The 25,303-nt window shown below is 56.6% G+C and carries 17 protein-coding genes and 1 tRNA gene; 9 read left to right on the forward strand and 9 right to left on the reverse strand.

The annotated features are described in order from the left end of the window. Positions 1–10: 10 nt before the first annotated feature. The 5 genes from AC2D8O_RS04510 to AC2D8O_RS04530 all read left to right on the forward strand — a co-directional run bounded on the left by AC2D8O_RS04510 (position 11) and on the right by AC2D8O_RS04530 (position 5,746). Positions 11–1,015 carry a YncE family protein gene (locus AC2D8O_RS04510; RefSeq protein ID WP_484677602.1) on the forward strand — a complete coding sequence of 335 codons (1,005 nt, stop codon included), beginning with the start codon at positions 11–13 and terminating at the stop codon, positions 1,013–1,015. A 155-nt stretch (positions 1,016–1,170) separates the two neighbouring features. Next, on the forward strand, positions 1,171–1,689 hold the full coding sequence (gene accB, locus AC2D8O_RS04515; protein ID WP_484677603.1) for an acetyl-CoA carboxylase biotin carboxyl carrier protein: 519 nt from the start codon (positions 1,171–1,173) through the stop codon (positions 1,687–1,689). Between the two features lie 21 nt (positions 1,690–1,710). Continuing rightward, entirely contained in the window at positions 1,711–3,051 is a 1,341-nt protein-coding gene (gene accC, locus AC2D8O_RS04520) for an acetyl-CoA carboxylase biotin carboxylase subunit (RefSeq protein ID WP_484677604.1), read from the forward strand. Between the two features lie 167 nt (positions 3,052–3,218). Further along, the gene (locus AC2D8O_RS04525) at positions 3,219–4,988 is read left to right on the forward strand and encodes a sensor histidine kinase (protein ID WP_484677605.1); all 1,770 of its coding nucleotides are present in this window, start codon (positions 3,219–3,221) and stop codon (positions 4,986–4,988) included. Between the two features lie 23 nt (positions 4,989–5,011). Then, positions 5,012–5,746, forward strand: a complete 735-nt coding sequence (locus AC2D8O_RS04530; RefSeq protein ID WP_484677606.1) for a response regulator transcription factor — start codon at positions 5,012–5,014, stop codon at positions 5,744–5,746. A 73-nt stretch (positions 5,747–5,819) separates the two neighbouring features. Here AC2D8O_RS04530 and AC2D8O_RS04535 read toward each other — a convergent pair whose 3' ends face one another. Further along, entirely contained in the window at positions 5,820–6,284 is a 465-nt protein-coding gene (locus AC2D8O_RS04535) for a MaoC family dehydratase (protein ID WP_484677607.1), read from the reverse strand. A 98-nt stretch (positions 6,285–6,382) separates the two neighbouring features. On the opposite strand from AC2D8O_RS04535, the gene AC2D8O_RS04540 reads away from it, so the two are divergent. After that, a complete protein-coding gene (locus AC2D8O_RS04540) occupies positions 6,383–6,853 on the forward strand; it encodes a nuclear transport factor 2 family protein (RefSeq protein WP_484677608.1) in 471 nt (156 codons plus the stop codon). A 31-nt stretch (positions 6,854–6,884) separates the two neighbouring features. Here AC2D8O_RS04540 and kynU read toward each other — a convergent pair whose 3' ends face one another. After that, positions 6,885–8,174, reverse strand: a complete 1,290-nt coding sequence (gene kynU / locus AC2D8O_RS04545) for a kynureninase (protein WP_484677609.1) — start codon at positions 8,172–8,174, stop codon at positions 6,885–6,887. Between the two features lie 97 nt (positions 8,175–8,271). After that, positions 8,272–9,951: an alkaline phosphatase family protein gene (locus tag AC2D8O_RS04550; protein ID WP_484677610.1), complete on the reverse strand. Its 1,680-nt coding sequence runs from the start codon at positions 9,949–9,951 to the stop codon at positions 8,272–8,274. 200 nt (positions 9,952–10,151) lie between these two features. On the opposite strand from AC2D8O_RS04550, the gene AC2D8O_RS04555 reads away from it, so the two are divergent. The 3 genes from AC2D8O_RS04555 to AC2D8O_RS04565 all read left to right on the forward strand — a co-directional run bounded on the left by AC2D8O_RS04555 (position 10,152) and on the right by AC2D8O_RS04565 (position 12,908). Beyond that, the gene (locus AC2D8O_RS04555) at positions 10,152–10,679 is read left to right on the forward strand and encodes a hypothetical protein (RefSeq protein WP_484677611.1); all 528 of its coding nucleotides are present in this window, start codon (positions 10,152–10,154) and stop codon (positions 10,677–10,679) included. A 140-nt stretch (positions 10,680–10,819) separates the two neighbouring features. Continuing rightward, complete coding sequence (dxs, locus tag AC2D8O_RS04560; RefSeq protein WP_484678267.1) at positions 10,820–12,748, forward strand: 1-deoxy-D-xylulose-5-phosphate synthase; 1,929 nt, start codon at positions 10,820–10,822, stop codon at positions 12,746–12,748. An 83-nt stretch (positions 12,749–12,831) separates the two neighbouring features. Beyond that, positions 12,832–12,908: transfer RNA gene (locus AC2D8O_RS04565), tRNA-Pro, on the forward strand. A 422-nt stretch (positions 12,909–13,330) separates the two neighbouring features. On the opposite strand, the gene AC2D8O_RS04570 is transcribed toward AC2D8O_RS04565, so the two are convergent. From AC2D8O_RS04570 to AC2D8O_RS04595, 6 genes are all read right to left on the reverse strand, one after another. Next, complete coding sequence (locus AC2D8O_RS04570; RefSeq protein ID WP_484677612.1) at positions 13,331–13,714, reverse strand: hypothetical protein; 384 nt, start codon at positions 13,712–13,714, stop codon at positions 13,331–13,333. A 235-nt stretch (positions 13,715–13,949) separates the two neighbouring features. Continuing rightward, on the reverse strand, positions 13,950–14,861 hold the full coding sequence (locus tag AC2D8O_RS04575; protein WP_484677613.1) for an RHS repeat-associated core domain-containing protein: 912 nt from the start codon (positions 14,859–14,861) through the stop codon (positions 13,950–13,952). Positions 14,862–15,167: 306 nt separating this feature from the next. Beyond that, positions 15,168–16,523 carry an RHS repeat domain-containing protein gene (locus AC2D8O_RS04580; protein ID WP_484677614.1) on the reverse strand — a complete coding sequence of 452 codons (1,356 nt, stop codon included), beginning with the start codon at positions 16,521–16,523 and terminating at the stop codon, positions 15,168–15,170. 12 nt (positions 16,524–16,535) lie between these two features. Then, positions 16,536–17,033 carry a hypothetical protein gene (locus tag AC2D8O_RS04585; RefSeq protein WP_484677615.1) on the reverse strand — a complete coding sequence of 166 codons (498 nt, stop codon included), beginning with the start codon at positions 17,031–17,033 and terminating at the stop codon, positions 16,536–16,538. A gap of 1 nt (position 17,034) precedes the next feature. Further along, the gene (locus AC2D8O_RS04590) at positions 17,035–21,966 is read right to left on the reverse strand and encodes a DUF6443 domain-containing protein (RefSeq protein ID WP_484677616.1); all 4,932 of its coding nucleotides are present in this window, start codon (positions 21,964–21,966) and stop codon (positions 17,035–17,037) included. 3 nt (positions 21,967–21,969) lie between these two features. Further along, positions 21,970–25,290 carry a hypothetical protein gene (locus AC2D8O_RS04595; RefSeq protein ID WP_484677617.1) on the reverse strand — a complete coding sequence of 1,107 codons (3,321 nt, stop codon included), beginning with the start codon at positions 25,288–25,290 and terminating at the stop codon, positions 21,970–21,972. Positions 25,291–25,303: the final 13 nt, after the last annotated feature.

The following is a 25,303-nucleotide window of genomic DNA, read 5'->3' on the forward strand; positions in this document are numbered from 1 at the left end:
TATTTGCCGTATGCGCTCCTTCAGGCTCGTTGGCTTCCTGCTCGTTACGCTTCTTTTGGCGGGCTGTGATGCCTTCGACGACGACGCCCAGTATGTGCCCGAGTACAAGGCCAGCCTGCTGCTGGTGCAGCGGAGTGGGGGGCTCCACCTTGATGCCCTGTCTCCCGCACAGGGCTATCAGCCCGACTTCCATCTCCGGGCGGGCGTAACGGCTCCGGCCGCTATGGCCCTCGATGGCGATAATCTCCTACTGGCCGACTCCGCCAGTCCTCGCCTCGTCGTCGCCGATCCCGTCTCCGGTGCAGTGCGTGGTACCTTCGCCCTCCCGTTCGTCGCCGACGCTATCTGCCGCGGCAACGAGTCGCTGCTCATTCTCAACCGCACCGCCCGCAAAGTAGCTTTCATCCAGCTCACCGCCGCTTCGGCCACCCCCGTCCGCGTCTTTGATCTCGACTGGACGCCCCTTTTCATCGCCTACTCTGAGACCGCCAAGTACCTGGTCGTCGGCAACGACGCCCTCAGCAAAGGGCGCGCACTCCTGCTCTCAGAGCCCGCCATCACCGAGCTGGCTTCGTACACGCTCACCCGTGCCGCCGCTTCCCTCAGCCTCAACTCCGGCGGCCGCTTCCTCATCGTTTCCACGCCCGACGGCAATCCCGTCAACGCCGATCTGGCCATTCACACCGTGGATCCCCTGGGCTATGGCCTCGACAATCCTGCCGGAGTGCCTCAGGCCAATACCCGGCAGTACCAGCCCTCCAACATGTTCCGCTCGCTTTTCGGCCGCGAGTTCCTTCGTCCTGTCCGGCTCCTCACTTCCACCCGCCGAACCGACATCACCGCTCTCACGGACACCCTCTCCCGCTTTGAGATGGACTTCGAGGGCTCCCGAATCCTCTATCAGCGTCAGGACAGCCTCTTCCAGTTCGATGCCGCACGTGGCTCTTACCTCGCACGCGTCCCCTTCTCTGGGCATCTGCGCTCCGCCCTTCATTATTATCTCCGCAGGCACTAGCCATCTGCCAAACACTTGGCACTGGCTTTTTTCCGTATCTTCACGCCCTGACCAAATTGGGCCGGAGCAGGCCACCGGTTGTGGCTCAGCTGTTTGCCCCCGTGTGCTGCTCCTTTCCGTCTGAAACTCAAACCCTGACCCAATCGCACAGACTCATGGATTTCAAGTCGGTACAAGAGATTCTTCGTTTCGTAAACAAGTCGGACCTCACCGAGGTGGAGCTTGAAGACGGCGAGTTTAAACTGAAAATCAAGCGCGCCGTTCCCGGCGCAGGCGCTGTTGTTGAATACGTATCGGCTCCTCAGGCTGTACAGGTGCCCGTTTCCCTGCCGGTGCAGGTGCAGGCCCCTGTAGCACAGTCAGCTGCTACTGGCGGTGAAAACGTACCCGCACAGGCAGCTGCTGCGGCCGAAATCCCCTCCGGTGCCAACCTTCACACCATCGTGTCCCCCATGATCGGTACCTTTTACAAGTCCTCGTCTCCCGACAAGGAAGCGTATGTAAAGGTGGGCGATGTCATTTCGCCTGGCCAAACCCTCTGCATCATCGAGGCCATGAAGCTCTTCAATGAAATTGAGAGCGAAGTCTCCGGCAAAATCGTCAAGATCCTTGTCGAGAACGCACAGCCGGTGGAGTACGACCAGCCCCTCTTCGTTGTGGAGCTGTCGAAGTAACACACCTTATCTCCTCCGCCCGTGTTCAAGAAAATCCTGATTGCCAACCGCGGCGAAATCGCTCTGCGCGTTATCCGAACCTGCCGCGAAATGGGCATCCAGACGGTAGCCGTGTACTCTACCGCCGACAAGGACTCCCTGCATGTCCGCTTCGCTGACGAAGCCGTCTGTATTGGCCCTCCTGCCAGCAAGGATAGCTATCTCAACATCCCCAACCTGATTTCCGCTGCCGAAATCACGGGCGTTGACGCCATTCACCCTGGCTACGGATTCCTGTCTGAGAATTCCAAGTTCTCCGCTATCTGCCAGGAGTATGGCATTAAGTTCATCGGTTCGCCCCCACACATCATTGATGCCATGGGCGATAAGGCTACTGCCAAGGAAACCATGCGCAAAGCAGGGGTTCCCGTTGTGCCAGGCTCCGATGGTCTCCTGACGGATCTCTCACATGCCCGTAAAATCGCCAAGGAAATCGGCTACCCCGTCATCATGAAGGCTACCGCCGGGGGTGGTGGCAAGGGGATGCGCGTTCTCTGGAGCGAAAACGACCTTGAGGCTGCATGGGATGCCGCCCGCATGGAAGCCAAGAACGCTTTCGGCGACGACGGCATGTACATGGAGAAGTACATTGAGGAGCCCCGTCACGTAGAGATTCAGGTTGTTGGCGACCAGTTTGGCAACGTCTGCCACCTCTCCGAGCGCGACTGCTCTATCCAGCGCCGCCACCAGAAGCTCGTCGAAGAGTCGCCCAGCCCGGCCCTCACCCCCGAGCTCCGCAAGCGGATGGGCGATGCCGCCGTACAGGGCGCCAAGTCGGTCAACTACGAAGGCGCTGGCACCATCGAATTCCTCGTCGACAAGCACGGCAACTTCTACTTCATGGAGATGAACACCCGTATCCAGGTAGAACACCCGGTTACCGAGGAGATCTTCTTCTATGACCTCATCAAGGAGCAGATCAAAGTCGCTGCGGGTATCCCCGTCTCCGGCAAGGCATACTTCCCGCAGGAGCGCTACGCCATGGAAGTGCGTATCAATGCCGAGGACCCCTACAACGACTTCCGCCCCTCCCCCGGTAAAATCACCAACTTCTATCGGCCCGGTGGCCATGGTGTTCGTGTAGACACGCACGTCTACGCAGGGTACGTCATCCCGCCTTACTACGACTCCATGATCGCCAAGCTCATTGTGTCTGCTTTTTCCCGCGAGGAAGTCATCGACAAGATGGCGCGTGCCCTCGACGAGTTCATCGTAGAAGGCGTCAAGACAACCATTCCCTTCCACAAGGCCCTCATGAAGGATGAACGCTTCCGCCGCGGAGAGTTCTCTACCCGCTTCCTCGAAACCTTCGATTGGAAGTAAATCTGAGTAACAAATGTTAACGGAACAGGCACTGCGCTGACCTACAGCCGCTTTGCTCTGTTAATTTATCCTAACACAGACGCAGCCCCCTTGGGGCTGCGTTTATTTTAACAGTTATTTGTACCTAACGGGCGCTAAGGCACTTTTTAGACAGCGCCCGAACTTACATGAATCAGCGCATCCTTTGGCTCGTCGTGGGCCTGATGTCAGCAGCCCTCATCGGACTGATGTCCATCCAGCTCTACTGGGTGCGCAACGCCATTCAGCTTCGCGAGTCCCAGTTCGATCTCGCCGTGCAGTCCGCTGTTCATGCTGTCATAGCCCGGCTCGAAGCCCAGGAGGCCCGCGACCGCGCAGCGTCTCTCCTTTCCCCTGATCCCGATACGGCCACCCGTTACTTCGTGGCATCACCAAAGGCCAAGCCGCCAGTCATACCCACGCCGCCGGGGCGCGTTACCCTCTATGCCGGCTCCAATGGTATTTATCAGGTCCGCGATGGTAAAATCATCGGCGTCGATACGTCCGTCAAGATGCAGGTGGTGCCTGGGCAACAGCCTGGTCCTCAGCCACTCTCACCAGAGGTCATCGCCAGTCGGGCGCGCACCGAGGGCCGCAACCTCACCTCCAGCCTGCCCACCGCCAACCCCGACTCGCTCAGCTTCTACGTCACCACACAGTCCGACATCCGGGCGGGTATCAATGCCGACGACCCCGATCTCTTCGGCAGTTCATCGCTTTCCCGCAGCATTGCCAACCAAGCCGATGTGCGGCGCCGCGCGCAGCAGGTCCGGGGCAGCGCTCAGTCACAGCAGGAAGTTGAGCGCCTTAACAGTCGCCTGCGGACGCTTAATGACAAGCTCCGCGAGATGCTCCTCAGCCCAAAGCCCATTTCCCAGCGGGTAGATACTGCGGCACTCCACAAAATCATTCAGCAGGAACTCACAAGCCATGGCGTAGACGCTGGCTTCATCTTCTCCATCACACAAGGCAGTGGCTCCGTGCGCCTGGTCGACAACACAGTTCCCGCCACAGTCAATCCCAACAATACCCGCGCCTACCTCGCCCGCCTCTTCCCCAACGACGTCCGCCCAGCCAACTACTTCCTCAACATCACCTTTCCTACACGGGGACAGGTCATTTTCGAAAGCGTTCGTTGGATTTTGGGTTCGTCGGTTATCTACATCATCCTTATCGTCTTCGGCTTCACCTATACTGTCCGCACAATCCTGCAACAGAAGAAGCTCTCCGACATGAAGACTGACTTCATCAACAATATGACGCATGAGTTCAAGACCCCTATCGCTACTATCTCCCTGGCGTCAGAGGCCTTGCGCGAACCCATAGTGCAGCAGAACCCTGATAAGATGGGGCGCTACATCCGTATCATCCAGGAGGAGAACAAACGCCTTGAAGGACAGGTTGAGCGCGTGCTCCAGATGGCCCAGATAGAGCGCGGTCAGGCGGAACTCCAAATGCAGGAGATAGACATACACGAAATACTTCTCGCACCCATTCAGAAGGTCGGGCTCCAGATTGAGAAGCGTGGCGGCACCCTTGAAACCCGCCTCAACGCCAAGCAGACCCGCATCATGGCCGACCCCCTGCACCTCTCCAACATCTTCTTCAACCTTCTCGACAACGCCAACAAGTACAGCCCTGATGCCCCGCGGGTCCAGATTACCACCCAAAGCTTTGGCGGTGTCATCCAGATATACGTTCAAGACCACGGCCTTGGCATGACCGAAGCCCAGATGAAGCACATTTTCGAGTCGTTCTACCGAGTTCCCAACGGCAACCGGCACGACGTCAAAGGCTTCGGTCTTGGCCTCGCTTACGTTAAGTCCATGGTTCAGGCACACGGCGGAAACGTCGAGGTGCGCTCCGAGCTCGGAAAGGGCTCCCGCTTTGAAATCACCCTCCCGCTGTTGACAGCATAACACTTACTCACTCACCACTCAAAATGAAAGACGTCCTGAATTCAACTCACGTTCTCCTGGTAGAGGATGATCCCAACCTCGGCAGTGTCCTCCAGGAATTTCTGGAAATGAAAGGCTTCAGCGTGGTACGCTGCGAAGATGGCGAACAAGGCTGGCAACAGGTCCAGAAAGAGTCCTTCGGCCTTTACATCCTGGATGTCATGATGCCCAAGAAGGACGGTTTCACCCTCGCGCGCGACATCCGCGCCTCACAACAGGATGCGCCCATCATCTTCCTCACCGCCCGTGGCCGTGTGGAAGACAAACTGGAAGGCTTCCAGGCCGGCTGTGATGACTACATCACCAAGCCGTTCTCGGTGGAAGAGCTCCTCATGCGCATTAAGGCCATCATGCGCCGCGCAAAAGACCGCAAGCAGGGAACGGTAGACCTCCCCGAGGCCGATACCGAGCAGTACCGTATCGGTCGCTATCTCTTCGACTACCCACGCCGCATCCTGCAGTATGCCAGCACTGAAGGCGCCGCCGAAGAACAGACCCTCACCTCCCGCGAGGCCGATCTGCTCCGTCTTCTCAGCCAGCATCCCAACGCCGTCGTCCGCCGCGACCTTGCCCTCAAGCAAATCTGGGGCGATGACTCCTACTTCAATGCCCGGAGCATGGATGTTTTCATCTCCAAGCTGCGTAAATACCTCTCTGCCGACGCCTCTGTGCGCCTCATGAACGTCCATGGCATCGGCTATAAGCTTATGATTGGCTGATTCAGCCCGTCCTGAGCTGGCAGACAAAAAAGGCCCCACTGGGGCCTTTTGTCTTTTTCAGTACGTGAACAGCTCAGGCGGGCAGATACGCCACCAACCAGTCGGCGGCCAGTACGGTCTTGGTTTGGCCTTCGCGCTCCATTTCACAGGCCAGCGTCAGCAGCACGCCCCGGCCCTCGGCCAGCAGCTTGGCATCCTGTAGCTTCATCCGTAACCGCACCCGCGAACCTACTGGCACCGGCTGTGGGAACCGAATCTTGTTCAGGCCGTAGTTTACGGCCGTTACGGGCCCCGTAATCTCTACGATCTCGCGCAACATCACCGGTAGCAGGCTCAGTGTCAGAAAGCCGTGGGCCACCGTGCCACCGAATGGGCTTTCCGTTTGGGCGCGTGCTACATCCAGGTGTATCCAGTGGTCGTCGCCCGTCAGGGCGGCAAACTGGTTTACTGCATCCTGCTGGATCTCGTGCCACTCCGACACTCCTATCTCCTGCCCCACGTATTGCGGCGTATCCGAATACTGGATGATTTTCTTCATGGCCCAATATGGCCCAATTATGCCATATTTCAATTCCCGGCCTGCATAATGTCAGCTTTCTCCATTGCTGGCCAGTGCCCGGTATGCTACCTTGAAGCATGAAAGCACTATTCCTCTGTGTTCTGGCCGTGGGAATGGTCGCCTGTCAGCAGGTGCCCCGGCTGTCTTCGGCTGCCACCCAAACCACCCCTGCCGCCGACTCCACCCGCCAGGTCGTCCTCGCAATGTTCGACGCTTTCAACCGTCACGACTCTACGGCCCTTGCAGCCATGTATTCCGAAGGTGCGCTCCTCTACAACCCCGGCCCCAATGGTCTACGGGCCAATACTGGCAGGGCGTTCGTTCGTGCTCACTATGGTGAAATGTTCCGCCTAATGCCGAGCATTAAAGATTCCGTTGTCTCCCTCATCGTCGAGGGCAATTCCGCGGCCGTGCAGTTTGTTTCCACCGGCACAGGCCCAGACGGTAAGTCGTTTTGCCTGCCTATTGCGGCTTTCCTTACTGTCCAGAACGGCCTTATCACCCACGACATCACCTACTACGACCGCATGCTCACTGGCGGCGAGTAAGCGTCTGCGGCTTGGGGTAGGGTAGTGTTTGTCAGGCTTGTGCCAGCGAGTCGCGTAGTGCCCGCGCAAAGGCCGCTACGTCGCTGTAAGTGTTGTACATCGGGGCTGGGGCCACCCGGATGATGTCGGGTTCGCGCCAGTCGGCCACAATGCCCTGTGCACTGATGCGGTCAAACACTGCCCGGCCACCCGGTATGCGCAGACACAGCATGGCGCCTCGGCTGTGAGGGTCTCCAGGGGTCACAATCTTCACTTGTGGCAGTTCCTTTAGCAGGCTTTCCAGGTAGCCCGTCAGCTTCAGGCTTTTGATGCGCAGGTTGTCTATGCCTGCCTCGGCAAACATCCGGCTCGATGCCATCAGGGGTGCCAGTGCCACAATAGTGGGCGTGCTCTGTGCCCAACCCGCCGCCCCCGCCGCGGGCTCAAACGTAGGCCGCATCATGAACCGCGAGGCTTGTGCATTGCCCCACCAGCCGGCCTGTCGTTCCAGGGGCGATAAGCTGTGGTGTTTCTCATGCACAAAAATGACACCAGGCGCACCGGGGCCGCTGTTCAGGTACTTGTAGGTGCACCAGGCGGCAAAGTCTACGCCCCAGTCATGCAGGCGCAGGGGAACGTTGCCAACCGCATGCGCCAGGTCTACCCCAAAGGTGATGCCGTATTGCTGGGCCCGCTGGGCTATCGCTGCTATGTCAAACAGTTGCCCTGTCAGGTAGTTCACTCCCCCGAGCACAATCAGCGCCAGGTCGTCGCGGTGCAGGTCTATCGCCGCCAGTATGTCTTCTGTGCGCAGTATGTCTTCATCGGGTCGCGGTATCAGCTCCACAATGCCATCCGTGGGGTCATACCCATGCAGTGCCAGTTGGCTCTGAAACGCATACACATCTGACGGGAATGGCCTGTATTCCATCAGAATCTTCTGCTTGCGGCCTTTAGGCTTGTAGAAGCTGCTCATCAGCACATGCAGGTTCACAGTCAAGGTGTTCATTGGGTGCACTTCGTGCGCCCCGGCGCCCACCAGCCCCGCCAGATGTTCAGCTATCTGAAACGGATACGTCATCCAACGGTGTGGCTTGCTCGTAAAGCCGCCTATGCCTGTCGTCCCCCATTCTTTCAGCACCTCTTCCACCTCGCGTACGGCTGCCTTCGGCTGTGCACCCAATGAGTGCCCACACAGGTAGATATTCTCGGGGCCGGGCACCGTTTGTGGAAAATTGAATTCCTGTCGCCAGCGGGCCAACGGATCAGCAGCATCTAGGCTTGCAGCCTGCTTCAGCAGTTGCTCAAAAACTGCATTCAGGGTAAGATGATCGGCATTCATTTCTAACCTCAAGTTAGTCCGTAGCGACCTACCTGTCTAGCTGAGGTGCAAAAAAGGGCGCCTATTGCGCCCTTTTGATTGGATATGAGCCGATTGCCTATCGACTGAGTTCGGGCAGCACACTCCCTGTCGCATCCGGCAGGGCTGGCAGGCCCAATAGCGCCAACAGGGTTACAGCGATATCTGGAATAAACACATTGCGGCCAGTCTTGCCGGTGGGCACCTTCCATCCGGATATCAGGAAGGGAACGTGAGTGTCGTAGGGGTAATGCGTACCATGCGTAGTGCCAGTGGTTCGGTCAGAGTAATTGTCGAACCAGCCATACTCCAACTGAACCGACAGATCGCCACTTCTGTCCGGGTGATACCCACGTGCCACGGGGTAGGGCTCCAGCTCTCGGCCATTCAGCATCTGCTGGCGGGTGAGAACGCTGGTAACATGCGGGTAACGGCTTGTGTAGTCAGCCACAAGGCCAATGGCATCATCCAGGGCTACCTGCTTCTGCGCAAGTAGCGTGTGGTTCAGATACAGCTGTTGGTTGGTAAAGTCCAATACATAGCTGCCGGGGCCATACTTTGCCGCCAGCAGTGAATCTACCGCCTGACGATAGGGGCGTACACTGAAACGCCCACCGGTTTCCCCTGCTGTCTGGGCATACTCCGGCAGCGCTGCAACGCCATGATCGGCAGTCAGAAATACGATGACATTCTGCCAGCCAAAACGCTGATCCAGGTACGAGAAGAATTCTCCCAGTTCCAGGTCCAGCCGCAGGTAAATGTCTTCCGTCTCCACGGAATTGGGGCCGAAGGCATGGCCTACATAATCCGGGCTGGAGTAGCTTACGCACAGCAGGTCGGTTGCGGTGCCCTGGCCCAGCTGCTCACCTTCGATAGCGGCTTTGGCCATCTCGGTCGTAAGGGTGTTGCCCCAGGGAGTGTAGGGCAGATCGCCATAGCTGCCGTCTTTACGGCGGGCAGGCTGGTGCGGAAAGGTTCGTTTCCGGTCGGCCATGGGGGTGTCTTCCCCAGGAAAGTCGTCAGCGGTGCTTTCCGTGTATTGGTCCAGAGGCAGTAGGGTGGTCCAGGGCTTCACGATGAAGCTGTCTACCAGCCGCCGGGCATTGAATTTGCTCACCCAGGCGGGCAGCTGCCGATGATAATAGGTAGAGGTAACCCAATTGCCGCTCTGCCGATCCCACCAGTAAGCGCCTACAGGCTTGTGGCCTGCGGGCAGAATCGCCCCTCGGTCTTTCAGTGCGAGGCCTACCACTTTGCCACCTTGCTGGCCTATGCGATCACTCAGATTGTCACCCAGCAGGTTGCGTGGGCTCATTTGGCCACTGGCATTTTCGGCCCCTACCGTTTGTTCCAGGCTGTCTTCTGAGCAGTAAAACTCCCGCTGCTGTTGTCGGCTGTACCATTCGTTGGCAATAATGCCATGTACGGCAGGAGTGGTGCCACGGTAAATGCTTGCATGCCCCGGCCCTGTGTATGTGGGCATGTAGTTGTAGTCCATCCGCTCAAAGCTGAAGCCTGTGCGCAGCAGCCGTTTGAAGCCGTTGGGGCTGTACTTGGCCGCATAGCGAGTCAACAGGTCGTAGCGCATCTGGTCTACGACAATGCCCACCACCAGGCGCGGCTTGGCGGGCACTGGCGTGGCGACGGTGGCCGCAGAAGCAGTTTTGGCTGGACGGGCATTCCGGGCGCCCCGACCGCGTTGCTGGCTGGCAGCAGTCAGCGCCACCATTACCAGAACGACTGTAAAAAAAGCTCGCATGGTTTGTCTGTTGCAACTTTGTAGCAGGTGCTTGGCGGCAAAGGTAAACATTCGCCGACCCGACGTGCGTTAAATCATTGTTGGGTCGCCAAGTTACTGACCTTCTGGTTAACGGTATCTCTCCGACCCATTCTTCACTATCTCCCGCATTAGGGGTATTCCGTATCTTGCACCCGAACCGGTAACTCACTGACACTCGAATGCTTGCCCAGCAACTTCAGGACCTCTACAAACGCTACCGCTCGGCCCGTGCCGCCGAGGGCCTCTCGGCCAAGGAGTTCGAGCGCGTGCTTATGATATTCCCCGCTGTTCTGGTGCTCGGCGCCGATGGCCATATCGACACCACCGAGATGATGTTCATCTCCCAGCTCAGCCAGGTGATGGCCGATGGCAGCGTCAACATATCAGAGGAAGACATTCGTCAGGAGGTTCGCTTTCTGGCCCGCAATGCTGCCGCCTGGCGCGAGCCCTTCCTCGACGTCCTGCGCCTCTACATCCAGCAGTATGGCGTTGGTGCCGAGGTGCTCGACATCATGATCCGCGCCGCCGCTTCTTCCACCGGCAACATGAAGCAGAACATCCTCATCCGCATGCAGGCCAACGGAAACCCCATGCAGGAAGGCTTCATCAGCGAGGAAGAAAAGGAGGCCATTCTCAACCTCGTCGGCGAACTCGGCATCTCCTCCGACCCCGTCGTCATCACCCGCCTCGCCGAAATGCTCGGCTGAGCGGCGTAGAAATCGTCCCCAGTTCTGCCCCCAACCCCTGAACTTTTCGGGGCGTTCCTCGTTTATTACCTTTGTAGGCTGCCCGTGTGCTATCTTCCCACGGCTCCTGCGCTCTCTACGCTAACCCGCACAGCCTCAAGGTGTCCAAGCTCGCTCCCATCCAGGCAGGTCCGCTCCTCTCCCGCGTCAACCTCCCGGCCGACCTCCGTCAGCTTTCCGAAGCCGACCTCTTCCAGTTCTGCAACGAGCTGCGCGACTATATCATCGAGCATTGCAGCATCTACGGTGGCCACTTCGGCGCGTCCCTCGGCGTCGTCGAAATCACTGTTGCGCTCCACTACGCCTTCAATACCCCCCACGACCTAGTCGTGTGGGACGTCGGTCACCAGGCCTACGGTCACAAGCTCATCACCGGCCGTCGCGACCGCTTCCACACCAACCGCACCTACCGCGGGGTGGCGGGCTTCCCCAAGCGTAACGAGAGCATTTACGACACCATGGGCGTCGGCCACAGCAGCACCAGCATCTCTACGGCGCTGGGCATGGCTACCGCCAACCGCCTCCGTGGCGAAGACCGCAAGGTCGTAGCCGTTATCGGCGACGGCGCCATGACCGCCGGCCTCGCCTTCGAGGGCCTCAACAACGCAGGCGCCTCTGGCGAAGACGTGCTCGTCATCCTCAATGACAACTGCATGTCCATCGACCCCAACGTCGGGGCACTCAAGGAATACCTCATCGACATCACCACCTCGCGCACCTACAACCGTATCCGCGACGAGGTGTACAAGCAGCTGGGCAAGCTGAAAGGGCTCGGCGCTGCTGCCCAACAGCTCGGCGCCCGTCTGGAAGATGTCCTCACCAATTCCATCGGCAAGCCCGGTGCCCTCTTCGAGGCCCTCGGCTTCCGCTACTTCGGTCCGGTAGACGGCCACGATGTGAACCACCTCGTGCGCCTCATGGGAGACCTCCAGCAGATCAAGGGCCCCAAGATTCTGCATTGCGTCACCGTCAAGGGCAAGGGCTTTGCCCCCGCTGAGAAAGAGCAGACCAAGTGGCACGCCCCTTCCTACAACTTCGACAAGGTCACCGGCGACTGGGTAAACGTCAAGCTCCCCGCCGATCCTACTCCGCCCAAATACCAGGATGTCTTCGGCGAAACCGTTATTGAGCTCGCCCAGCAGGATGCCCGTGTCGTGGCCGTTACCCCCGCCATGCCTAGCGGCTCCGGCCTCGTCAAGATGATGCAGACCATGCCCGACCGCTGTTTTGACGTCGGCATTGCCGAGCAGCACGCCGTTACGTTCTCCGCTGGTCTGGCCGCGCAGGGGATGGTGCCCTTCTGCAACATCTACAGCAGCTTCATGCAGCGGGCCTACGACCAGGTCATCCACGATGTCGCCATACAGAACCTCCCTGTAGTCCTTTGTATGGACCGTGCCGGGATGGTCGGTGCCGACGGTGCCACCCACCACGGTGTGTACGACGTCGCCTACATGCGCTGCATTCCCAATCTCGTAGTATCGTCGCCCATGGACGAGCCCGAGCTGCGGAACCTCATGTACACCGCCTCCCAGACCCGCAATCCCTTCTGCATCCGCTATCCGCGTGGCAACGGCGTCAACCTCGACTGGCGCACGCCCATGCAGCGGGTGGAGGTAGGCAAGGGCCGCAAGCTGGTAGACGGCGAGGGCGTGGCTATTCTCACCTTTGGGCCCATCGGCCATCAGGCTACCAAGGCCATCGCCAGCCTCAACAAGGCTGGTCTGCACCCCGCGCATTACGATCTGCGTTTCGTCAAGCCGCTCGACGAGGAGATGCTGCACGAGGTCTTCTCGCGCTTCTCCAGCGTCATCACAGTCGAAGATGGCTGCCTCAACGGCGGCGTCGGCTCAGCCGTGCTTGAGTGGATGGCTGACAAGGGCTACAGCGCCACTGTGCGCCGCCTCGGTGTCCCCGACCGCGTGGTCGAGCAGGGCACCCAGGCCGAGCAGTACCGCGAGTGTGGCTACGACGCCCGGGCCATTGAGGACACCGCCCGCGCACTCTTCGGTGTTCCCGTCACCGCCTGAGGCCCCACAGCATTTGTTGCAGGGTTCTGTCAAAGCCCATATATTTGCACTCCCGAAAAACTGGCGTATGCCAGTCATCCGGACGGGATGTAGCGCAGCCCGGTAGCGCGCTTCGTTCGGGACGAAGAGGCCGCAGGTTCGAATCCTGTCATCCCGACCACTACCCAACGAGAAGCCCCCACCGGCTTCTCGTTGTTGTTTATGCCAACGCCAGCGCGTCCCGACGTGTCGGGAAGGCCGCAGGTTCGAATCCTGTCATCCCGACCACTACCCAGCGAGAAGCCCCCACCGGCTTCTCGTTGTTGTTTGTGCCAACGCCAGCGCGTCCCGACGTGTCGGTAAGGCCGCAGGTTCGAATCCTGTCATCCCGACCACCACCTAGCGGGAAGCTCTGAAAACGGGCTTCCATCTGTCTTTTTTAAGGGTTGTGTTAACGCGCTGGAATCCCTGCTCACCCCCAGTAAATTGAGGAAATGGCATCGTTTCGATTCGGCCGCCAGCAAATCCACCCCTAAAAAGCGGCCTATCGAAGCATCGAAGAGACGGGCGCCGTGCAGCTGCCACGCCGATTCCAAACTGGACCTAGCTTTCACGCTTCTTCTCAATCGCGTTTACAACCATTTCAAAAAGCAGCCCAACTGTTAAAGATGGCTGCTCCTCTTTCAGATACCCACTTCTAATTAGTTGATAGGCTCGAACTGGAAGTAAAATAAAATCAATCAAGGCACTAAATAGGTGCGGGTCGCTTCCAAAGTATTTATACATTTCATTTCTATCCATTACAATAGAAAAATGCTCCTCAATAGCCTCGATTATTATATACCCCATCTCGCCACGAACTTTATACGACAAATTAATGGAGTCAGAAAATTTTATTTCATGCCTATCAATTCCGATATAAAATTCCAGAATGGAATATAAAACATCATGAACTTCCCTAATTTCTACCTCCTTAAGCATTTCCATCCTATTAATGATTATTTTGATCATTACGCAAATCAGCCAAGTCGGAGAACCACTCTACGCTCAGATAAAGCCACATGTTTTTTCCTGTGATATCATCAAACTGCGATTGAACACTGCTAAAAAACCGCCAAACCTCAACTCCTAACAAGAATCCGGCGACATATGGAGTTCTTCTTAAGTACGGAATTAGTTTATATGCAGTTCGCGAAGATGAGAGGTTCAGGGTAGGTGCCTTTTAGCTCTGCATTTTAAGCCCAAACTTTCTGGCGAAATATGTTGAAGCCGTAAAATATTTTGAAGCTTTACCACCCACTCCATTAGTTCCAAAAACTAGTCTTTTTTCAATTGGGAAATTTGCAATTCCTAGAGCAACTTCCAACAAAGTCATAATAGTTCTAGCATTGAATTCATCAATACCAAATTGCGTCCTCCCAACATCTTTCATTATTTCCCAAAGCAAATCATGTTCACTGTTGTAAGTTACATTTTTATAAGTGTAACTGCAAGGCGGTTGGCCGGGGCAGCCGCAGGGGCAGACGGGGCCTCCATACTGGGTGCTGACTTCCTCCAAATACCGATTGGTGAAGTCATACCCGTAGGTCGATCCGTCGGCGCGGCGGTAATAGGTGTAATAGCCTGCATTTCGGGAGGTGGTGATGGTGTAGCGTCCGTTGCTCTGGTTGCGGTAGGTGGTAACAGAACCCTCAGGGGTCATTGCCCACAATCTTTCTGCCAGCTCTTGGGCCCCCTTGTCCACCGGATGCAGCGGCCCACCGCCAGTGCCACTGTTCCAATCGAGATCCCATAGATGATTACCCGCCACCAGATATTCCCACAGTCGCTGTCCGAAGGACACGAAGGTAGGTGCAGGGCTATCCGTTACGTCGTCCTCGGCGTAGAGCCCTGTGGGGTCTTTGTAATTAACGGCATTGTTACGTGCATAATGGTACGGCGTAAGGTCGGCAGTCTGTGCTGCCAGCAAATCCACACCCCAAAAGCGGCCTATCGAAGCATCGAACAAACGCGCGCCGTGCAGCTGCCACGCCGATTCCAGCTCCTCGGCGATGCGTTTGCCCTGGGCGTAGAGGTCGGTGGTGGTACTGCTGCTGGTGGGGGTGCTGGAGAGCGATGAGATGCGGGCGCTCAAGTTAAAAATCCGAGCCAGTTTCTTTACATAGCTCGAACACCGTGTAAACCATCATTGTAATATTCGAGAAATTGGGCTCTTGGGCCTAGTATAGCAAAAAGCTATACCTACTCTTGTTCTTGCCTTTTCATTTGAAACCAAACATATGCTATATATATTAAGGGACAAACAAGAAGTCCAATTGCTATAAAAGTCTCAAAATCAAAACCATAACTCCAATCAAAATTTACAACTAGTCCATATGCGAATATGGAGTATAATGTCATGCTGGCAATAAGCATTACCCAACTTTTTCTAATTTTCATGCTATTTTAATTTTATCAACGGATAATCTGAATAAATCTTTTGTTTAGCCACGCTTATCGACAGGTCAATACCGCTAATTATTATCAGGCCCACCCAAGGCGCTGGCTTCATAGCATTCAACTGGCTTGTTTTCCAAATTCCAAAGGTGAATGCATAAACGTCATAGCCTAGTGTTGCAGAGCTTCGCAGGGTATTTACTCGATCAGAGCTACTGGGAGGAATCATGGACATGATTGCTTCAAAAAGACTCGAAGGAGTATTCCTTGCGTTTATCTGCTCTTCTATTGAAGAGGCACGAAGAGTTCTGATAATTTGAAAAATGCCTAAACCAGCTCTGCCACCGCCATCCAACACAAGGAATGGATTTCCAGTTCCCACCCCGCCAGCGACTTCTAATACACCAAATAATACTGCACTGGAACCCACTCCTACCGAAACCCAATCTACATCAGGGCACGGTGGCTGGCCGGGGCATCCGCAGGGGCAGTCGGGGGCGAGGGCTGACTGGGCTTCTGCTGGACTTAGCATATACCAATCATCCCCAGTATAGACTTCAGGAGAATGAAAGCTTGAAGCTTTGCCTTTGCGCTTCTTGCGATGATACACTTTCATTCCTTTCTGGAGACGAACATACTGAAAGTATTTAATTCCTCCATCGCTGTCAAATGGCGTGCCTATAATGCGTGGAAACTCTGACGTTATCGCAGCCCAACCATAACCGGGATTGCGACGATAAATAAGAACCTCGCCACGTCTGATTCCTTTCTGCAAAGCACGCTCTTTAGTATCATCCCACGGCACACCATACATCAATTCGCGCTCAAGATATAATTGGGCTTTTGAACCTTCATTGTCCCCTCCAAAAAAACCACTTGAGAACCCAGATACCCCATCCCGGCCGTAGGCCCCCATACTGGCGAGAAGACCATAGAGATGGGCTGCAGCTGCCGCACCTGCATCACCGCCCCCACCGCCTGTTCCGTCGTCAAGGGGATTGTAGGTGGTGAGCATCAACCCATTGGCGTCCTTGTAGTTGAGGGGGTTATTGGCGGTGTAGTGGTACGGGGTTAAATCCGCCATTTCGGCCGCCAATAAATCTACCGCCAGGAAGCGGCCGATGGAGGCATCGAACAGGCGGGCGCCGTGCAGCTGCCACGCCGATTCCAGCTCCTCGGCAATGCGTTTGCCCTGTGCGTAGAGGTCGGTGGTGGTACTGCTGCTGGTGGGCGTGCTGGAGAGCGATGAGATGCGGGCACCCCAGGCGTAGTAGTGGTAGCGCTCTTGGACAGTACCACTGGAATCCAGCACCATGCGGGTGCTGCCCAGGTGGTCGGTGACGGTGAATGACTTAGCCAAATTAGCAAAATGTTATTCAATTTTGCCAAGATAAATAAGCCTGTTTTCATTATTCAGAACTGGGTTTTTCCGCTTTCTGGGGCCTATATAATAGTAATCTGCCCCAGCTTTTAACGCTATATCTTCGACATAACAGCCTCCATCTGAAATCTCAAATACTGCCATTTTAATCCATGGGCCATCACTGCACCAAAACCCTCTAGAATATGCATTCTCCCAGTTTACGGAACGCATTCGAACGGAATCCAAACGCGGCAGTCCAGTTTGAAGCGCATATCTACCATCTGGATAAAACACCAAGACACAAACAGACGTGTCAATACTATAACCAGGTACTGGTCTTGTTATGTAAATATATTTTTCACCCATCAACTGGCTGTCCAATTTACAGTTGGACTTGTATGGGCTTTTCTCTTTTCCTTTAGGGCGTATATTTCCGTCCACGAGCTTATAGTGCACACAGCTTGTAACGACAAATATACAAATTACAAAAAAAACGACCTGTTTCATACTAAAAGTTTCCTTTCAATTCAAATGATTTCCGATAGTAATATAGGTAGGTAGATTCATGAGAAATTTTTCTATGAATCCAGTTCTGAAACCAAGCATTTGAATAATTCTGTATCGTTATTCCACCGTACCGGATAAAATTGGCAGCCTTATTTAATAATAAATGATATCGGGTTTGAGGATAAAAGACCCAAGGCTTGGCATATTCATCTTGCAAGCCTGAAGACAACTGACTCCGCCGATATCCACTAAAATTCTGATAGCCAAACTCCGCTTTTCCTAGGGATATTACTAAGCCGCCTGTCCATCCCGCATCGGTGCCATTGCCTTCCGGTCTTCCAAACAAACGTCCAGAACCCAAATAAGGCAGAGAGCGAGAGTCATTGTTGGTTGAAAGCATAAACAAATCTCCAAGTCTGAGGCCCAAAAGACCCTGAATCTGCCATCCGGGACCATCACCATAGGCATTTATCGCCGAATTATAGGTAAGCATTTGCCCCCAGGACAATGACATATCATAAGTGTTTTTGAATGGCGAGGGTGTATCGTAGTTCAATGTATAAAAATTTCGTGGCCCCGCTTGCCCTTTACCAGCAGTAACATAAGCCACAGCTGTAACATCAAAGTACCCACCGCGTAAATTGTGAGCCGGGGCCCCCAAATGAGAGCCAGTGTAGTCATAAGCAGGGGTCCCCAACTGAGATCCTCTGTAGTAACTGAAGCTAAAAAGGGCCGTAAGATCATAGTAACTCGCCTGAACCTGAACACCTACTGACGCCGTTGCTTTGAAGCTATTAGCAGAGATTGTAACGCCAAATGCAATGCCTACCTTTCCGATTGGATCGTGTCCGCCCCCATTATCGAGAAGTGCCTGTTTACCAAGCCCCGCATTCTCAGGTGATAATGTATTGTTTAAACTCCACATATCCTGAACTGTACTCCCCCAAGAAACACCTGTACTATTTGTGGAAGATAAATCTTTGCTCATGCTGCCACCTCCCGTGCTTTCCTCTTCGTCTTCAGGCTTGTGGGTTGCTTCTTTCAGGCCTGATTCGTCAGTAAAATAGATGGGGTTGTTTAGCGCGTAGTTATACGGCGTCATGTCAGCGGCTTCAGCGGCCAGCAAATCTACCGCCAGGAAGCGGCCTATCGAAGCATCAAATAACCGTGCGCCGTGCAGCTGCCACGCAGATTCCAGCTCCTCGGCAATGCGTTTGCCGTTGGCGTAGAGGTCGGTGGTGGTACTGCTGCTGGTGGGGGTGCTGGACAGGCTGGCAATGCGGGCGCCCCAGGCGTAGTAGTGGTAGCGCTCTTCGACGGTGCCGTCGGCCTTGACGACCATGCGGGTGCTGCCAAGGTGGTCGGTGACGGAATACTGGGCGCCGCTGGCGGTAAAGTTGACATCGGTGCCGGCATACTGCACCTGTACTCCTGAAATGCCGGATACTGAAACAATCGTGGCCCCGGCGGCATAGATGCTGGTGGTAGTCTGTACGGTGCCACCCACATTACTTGGCACCACGAGGTATTTGACGAGCATACGGCCCGCGCCGTCGTAGACATACTCTACACTGACGCCGTTTTTGCTGAGGGTGCGGGGCAGCTGTAGGGAATTGTAGGTGGCGTTCTGGGCGGTGTTGAGGTCGGAGAGGAGGTTGCCGTCGGCGTCGTAGGTGTAGTCGGGCGCGGCGAGGGTGCTGGTGTTACTGCCGGGGAGCTCGTAGAAGGGGCCGTTGGCATAGGCCGTGGCGGTGTAGCCAGCCGACTGCTGGTTGACAAAAGCCAGCCTGTGCGAGGTGGCGAAGTAGCCAAAGGCGAGGTGCTGGGCACGAGGTACGGGGTTGTTACCGCCGGTTGTTACTCCCAGCGCCCGTTTGAGGCCGAGGATGTTGCCGGCAACGTCGTACTGCATGTCGTACTCGGAATAGAGGCCCTCGGCGGCGGTTTTGGCGATGCCTTTGGTGGAGTCGTCGAAGTAGGCGGCGGTGAGGCGTTTGGCGCGGTCGTACTGATACTTCTGGAGGAAGGTTTTGCCGAGAATGCCGTCGTGTGTCCAGGTGTAGGCGATGAGGCCGTCGTAACGGCGGGGCGTGAGGGTGCCATCGCCGAGGCTGTCGGCATAGCCGAGACGCTCTTCAAAAAGGCGGGGCTTGGCAGCGGTGCCATACAGGATACGGGAGAGCTGACCGTACTCGTTGCGGGTGTACTTGACGGTAAGCGGGCCGGTGCGCTTCTGGCGGACGCGGCTGAAGGCATCGTACCAGTAGCGGACTTCTAAAGGGGTTATGATGTTTAAGTAGAGGTCTTTTCCTTTTACCGCAAACAACCGCCCAAGAACATCGTATTCAAAGGTTTCGGTGTACATGAAACTACCCTCGTCGGAGGTCAATGAAGATTCCAACCTTCCATTCCATGCATACTTCAGGGTGCCCTGTATCCACTGGGCTGGCTTGTCGTAGCGCTGCTGGGCGGTAAGGACATTGCGGCCGAGGGTATCGTAAAGGGTGACGGCCCAGGTCCAGGTGAGGGCCCAGCCCGTACCGGCGGGTGCGCCTGCCTTGCTGGAGCCGTACTCGCGCAGCGGGCGGGCTTTGAGGCCGGTCTGCTGGCCGGGGACGAAAGCGCGGAGCCCGCCGGGGTTGGGCTGGCGATTGGAGAACTTCAGGAGGGAATCCTGCACGCCATTTCGGTCGAAATCGCTGTCGTCATAGTAGAAGATGGCGTCGGTGTAGGTGGTTCCATCGGTTTCGGTGGTATTCTCCTGAAGTGTGGGTTTGGCGGTGTTGGAGTAACCGTAGGTGCCACTCTGGGCGCGGCGCTCAAAGAGAGGTGCGGTGTCGGCGTCGAACTGGGCCTGCAACTGGGCCTGGGTAAGGGTAGTGACGAACTCGCCAGAGAGAAGGTTACGGCCGGCGGCATCGGTCTTGGAGTAGCGCCAGGTGTAATTTGTTTGATTGCCCTGTTTGCGCTCACGGAGGAAAGACAGTACGGGTGTACCCTTGCGGTCATAGACGATGTATTCCCACTGCTTGCCGGGGGCCTTACGGGCATTGAGGCGGCCGCGGGCATCGTAGCGGAACTGGAAGCACCAGCCGTCGAGAACGGCCTGCGGCGGGGTGCTCCACTTGCCATTGGCCAACCAATGCTGGTAGGCCAGTGGCGTGATGGTAAGCGCCTGACGGCCCAAACTGTCGTAGACATTAAGGGTAATGATGTCGGCGGCGGCAGTGGGACCACCGGGCTGACGGGTGGCGATGAGACGGCCCTCGCGGTCGAGATAACTGAAGAGGGAATCGCCCTGGGGGTCGATGGAAACCTGCACGAGGAGGCCAGTGCCGGGCTGGTATCGTGCGCCGAGTGTCACCGCACCGGAGCGGCTGACCGTGGCGGTGGGCAGCCAGGGATCTGCAGCGGCATAATAGCGTGCAAAAGTGCGCTGGGAGCGGCCAGCCCCTGGCTGGTAGAGGGCACCCCACCCACCCTGCTCCAGTACGCGGTTATTGGGTGAGGCCTCTACTTTGGTCTGGACGTATGGCGCGGCAGAAGCCGACACGCCGTATTTGGGCGCAGGCGCGGCGTAGAAGCTGGCGTATTCAGCTGGTGCATTGGAGCGGAAGTAGCCTCCGGTCTTCTGGGCAGAAGGGGCAGGATAGGGCGAGAAGGAGCGGAGGGAGCGGCCCTCGGCGTCGTACTGGAAGAACTGAACGAGGTCGGAGGAATCGGTGGAGGCGTGGGTCTGGATCTGCTGGAGCGTGCGGCCCATGCCATCGAGGTAGGTAACAGACTGGCTGACGGCATCGGCATCCATCATCTGGCCGGGGGTAGTGGTACGGATACCGCCCTTTCGGAACGCATTGGTGATAACGTAGTTGCGGCTGGCAAGCGCGGGGTCGGAAAGTGTGAGTTCGGTTTTGAGGGCTACCGTGATGGTACTCATCTGGGAGGAGATGCGGGGAGCCCCACTGGTTCGGCTGTCGCCGTTGATGGTAACGACGCAGCCATAAACACCTCCCTGTGAAACTGAAATGGACGTTCCGGTGCCAGAGATGGGTATTTTGTCACCAAAGGGATCTACCCGATACCACTGATAAACCGGGTTGAGGGAAGCGGGATAGACAGTGGTCTGTGTAATGGTGGTGCCGCCAGCCTCGTAATAATTGCCACTCTGCACCAGTTGGGGATGCGCGTACCCTTGCAGCGTAATGGGATAGGCAGGAGCGGCAGAAACACATTTGCCATCAAGGGTGCGGTACTTCAGCGTGAGACTGAGGCTCTGCGTTGTGGGCGTTGAAGGCGTGTAGAAGCTGAGTCGTGTGGGAAGGAGCTTGAGGACTGTTGATTGCGAGGGGCTTGTAACAGCTTCCAGTATCAGACTATTGGAGAAATTTGCCAGAGGCACAGAGAGCAGTGAAGTGGCAACATCACTGCTTTTCTCTGGAAAGTAATACGCAGTAGCAGCCAGTGGCGCAGGCGGTGCCGGATACATTGTCACGCTGAGGATATCGTATGCACCTGCGGGTGTAGTGTTTTCGCAGATAGTAGCGCGGGAGCAGCTGACAGAACCCGAAGTGGCATTGGCGGGCCAGGTGACGTAGATGGTGTCTTTCAACACCCCATACGTAAATGTGCCTCCTCCAGACACAGACCAGTTCCAGGTACAGCGCCAAAGAGCCGCCTGAACAGGAGCATTGGCGACGACGTCAAATGCCCGGATGTAATACTTGTGTCGGCAGGCTCCTGGAATTGCCGGGGCAACACCAATACTGCCGGAGGCGGCATCGACCACCTGCAGGATGATGTTCTCGGTGCCCCCACCAATAAAAGCGGTTGCGGCTTTCTGTTGGCCAAACACCGGCGAAAGCAGCGCAGGAACGCCCCACCCCAAGACGACCAACAGTAAGCAATGCTGCAGCTTTTTAAACATTTCGGTCATGGCTTACTGGTTCTCCTGGATGTGGGTGTGCTTTTCAAGCAGGAGTTCGCCGCGGTGGTTGCGGACGCGGACAGCCTCAAGGAGGCTGTTGTACTCCTGAAACTGTGGGATGCCCAAGGCGTTGCTGGAAGAGCTGGCGCCAACAAGGGGCAGGAAGGTGGTGGACGTCATGGCGGCCTCCAGCGGATGGAGGCGGATGTCGTCAATGAAGGCCTGCGATGCAGCCGAAGTGGTATAGAACGTAGCCTTCAGTGCGATAGGCCCCGTGTAAGTCGGCGTTGTACCCGCTACACGTGGGAGGTTCAGCTTGACCATAACCCACTGCCAATCTGCGCTGGCGGGTGCTTCGGTGGTTTCGGCGAAATAGGAGATGCCGGAAATGTCGGCCCCGGAAGGCTGAACGGCTTTCAGCTCAAGAGAAATCGGTGCATTGCGCTTAACCCAGGCAGAGAGCACATACGTAGCCTGAGCATCGGGCGCCGCTAGTAAGCGTGTAGCCAATACATAGCGCCCCTGTGCATCGGGTGTGCTGCCACCCGTAGGACCACTGAGGGCATTCTGGCCAGTGAACGCGCCGGAGGTAGCCAGGAAACCAGCTGCGCCAATACTCCAGCCATCGAGCTGGGCGGTGCCTGGCTGCAACCACTCGAAACCTGCATAGGAGGCTGTCCCAAGATCGAACGATGCATTGCCCACTGTTGCCACTGACAGGGTAGACCGATACCCCCACAGCGTACTACTGGGTACGCCTCTTGCGTCAACTACGGTCAGCGGCTGCGCATAAGGGTTGTAGGAAACCACATTGCCACTGTGCAGCTGAGGATAGTAGTAAGCAGCATCCGGTTGAAACACACCCGAAACGATGCGTAACGGGCGAAATGTCTTATGGAGAAGCAGGGGTTGGCCAATACGCGCACCATAGGACCGGAACGGCACGACTACCGCTTGCGGTGCGGCAGTGTATTCATTGGCAACGGTGATGCGGCGAAGAACCGAAAGGGCACTTCCTGTCACCACCTTCTGGGTATCGGAAAGCGAGGCCCGGTAATATGAAAGCGTCTCGACGGGTACTCCGCGACGGCCCTGCTGTTTGAGGGCAATGAGCGCTGCTGTGGCGGTGTCGGCAGCTGTAGACGGGAGCGAGGGATAGAGATCTTCTGCGTACGAAATGCGCGAGCCCAGAATGCGGCCACTGCCCATGTCGCTTTCCGTTTGCACCGGGAGCATGTTGGACTGGTGGAAAACAGTCCACTGGCGCTGCACTACTGGAAGTGGCGGGGTATCGTGCGTGTAGGTGGTGTCGAGCGCCTCAACCTGACGTACCCAACCTGACAACAGCCGTGACTGCCCTGACAGCAGATAATCATCGGTGCCCATACGCACCGTCAGGCTCCGGGTATAGTTGGGCGTGAGCCGCACGTTTGCGGAGTCAGCGGTACCATTGCCCTGCCAGAAGTGATAGAGCACCCTGCTGGCGGAGAGCTTCTGAGGCGACGCTGGTACCTGCATGCTGAACACCTGCTGGCCCGTGGGGAGCGCCCGCTTCCAGGATTGGCTGAAAGCGACCGTACCAGACGGCTGCACCAGGGAGTCGGGGTAGTTGAGCGCGGAAGTGAACGTGTAGCGGGTTTGCCCGAAGCGGCCATTGACGCCCTGTTTTTCCAGCACCTCACTGTAGCTGATGAAAGCGTCGTCGAGGAAGTCGGTGAGCGAGGACGATGCCCACAGTTTTACCTCCACTGCTCTGTTGGCGCCTGTGCAGGGGAGCACCTTGTAGACCGAACGGGAATAGGTAGGATACAAAGCGCCATTGCCCGTGAGCTGACCAAGGCCATTCCTGCCCTCCCCATAGACATATTCTCGAATGATGTTGGCGGTGTCGGCGGGGTTTCCATTCGGCTGCTGCACCACGCGCTTCAAACGCAGGCCCCCGACAGGACCTGTAGTCGCCTGATGCAATTCCCATTCATAGGCAGTGACACTCCCCAAAGGAGACCGGATGGCCGCAAGTGTAGCCCATCGGGCCAAGGTATCGGCGGCACGGTGGGCTACGGCGTCATTACCAGGAGCAAACTGAGTGTTAGCCGTCTTTGTATTGGCATAGCCCCAATGGTCGACGGAAAAGGCCAACCGATTGGGCAGGCAGTTGTTCTCCGCATAATAGCTGAGCCGCGTGCGCAAGACAGCGGGAGCGCCGGCGTCGGATGTATACTTTCGGGAGAGCGCCTTCAGCATGAGGCGCTTATCGTTTGCGCAGCTGCTGTTGAAATAGGCGTATTCGAGTTCCCAGACCGCGAGCGTATCGGCAGGGCCGCTGAACTCGCGCAACAGCACAACCTTTCGCAGATCGTAGGCCGAAGCGTAGTCGGCCCTGGGGGAAGAGGCCTCTAGAAAGAGCATTCGTCCGTTGACAAAAGCAATTTCCCTGAGGCGCACTCCCTGACTCAAATACACTTTCACAGCTGCATCCAGAAGCTGACCATCCGTATAACCGACACCTGGGCAAGAGGCGGCGGAGCCACCAGTGGGGGGCGGAGACGTATAAAGACCAGGCGCTGCCGACGTGGCGTAACTGGTTCCGACCATACTGCGCCAGGCTGTACGACCAACGGGATAGGCTGCGCCGACAAAAGTGTCGTACTGAAATACAATTCGATCGGAGTGATCGGCGGCATCAATCTGTGTGAGATACCACGCGTGTGTCTCTGGCGCTTCCGCAACGCCATTGACCACCATCTGTGTGATTTCCTTCTGTGCAAACCGATAGCGGGTACCCGTTTCATCCTCCACCGTAAAGGCCTGGATTTTCTTGACTCCTGCTTCATCGGCCCACTCCGCCTCTATTCTGAGGAGTTGGTAGGGCATGGTGCGGAATGTGTAGATGCTGCCATCGGGGAAAGCGGCGAATTTGCCCTTGCGCCCCAGGAAGTTGAAGTAGAAAATATCCGGCTGGTCAGCGGTGACGCCTGTGATGGTGGTGCCGGTCACTGCGTAAACATCTGTACTGCCGAAGGGAATACGAACGATGGCTCCCCCCGCCTGCAAAGACCAATTGAGCCCGACATCGGTAGCCATTGCGGCCAGTTTTACTCCGCCGGTGAGATACTCCAGCCCCACAGGTACACTCAAGGATCTACTGGAAAGCGAGTAAATCGGGAGGCCGACATTCTGCCGCCCTACGGCCATTCCCTGATCCGCAGCCGCCTGTTGCGCGAGCCCTACTGCGGTATATGACGGGAGCCGATAAGGCAGGAAGGGTGTGGTCTGGGCAAAAACAGGGGACACCAGAGCCCAGTTGGCCAGGAGGAAAAGGAGCTTACGCATGCAGCAGCAGCTG

The organism is Pontibacter sp. T17, from assembly GCF_057219875.1.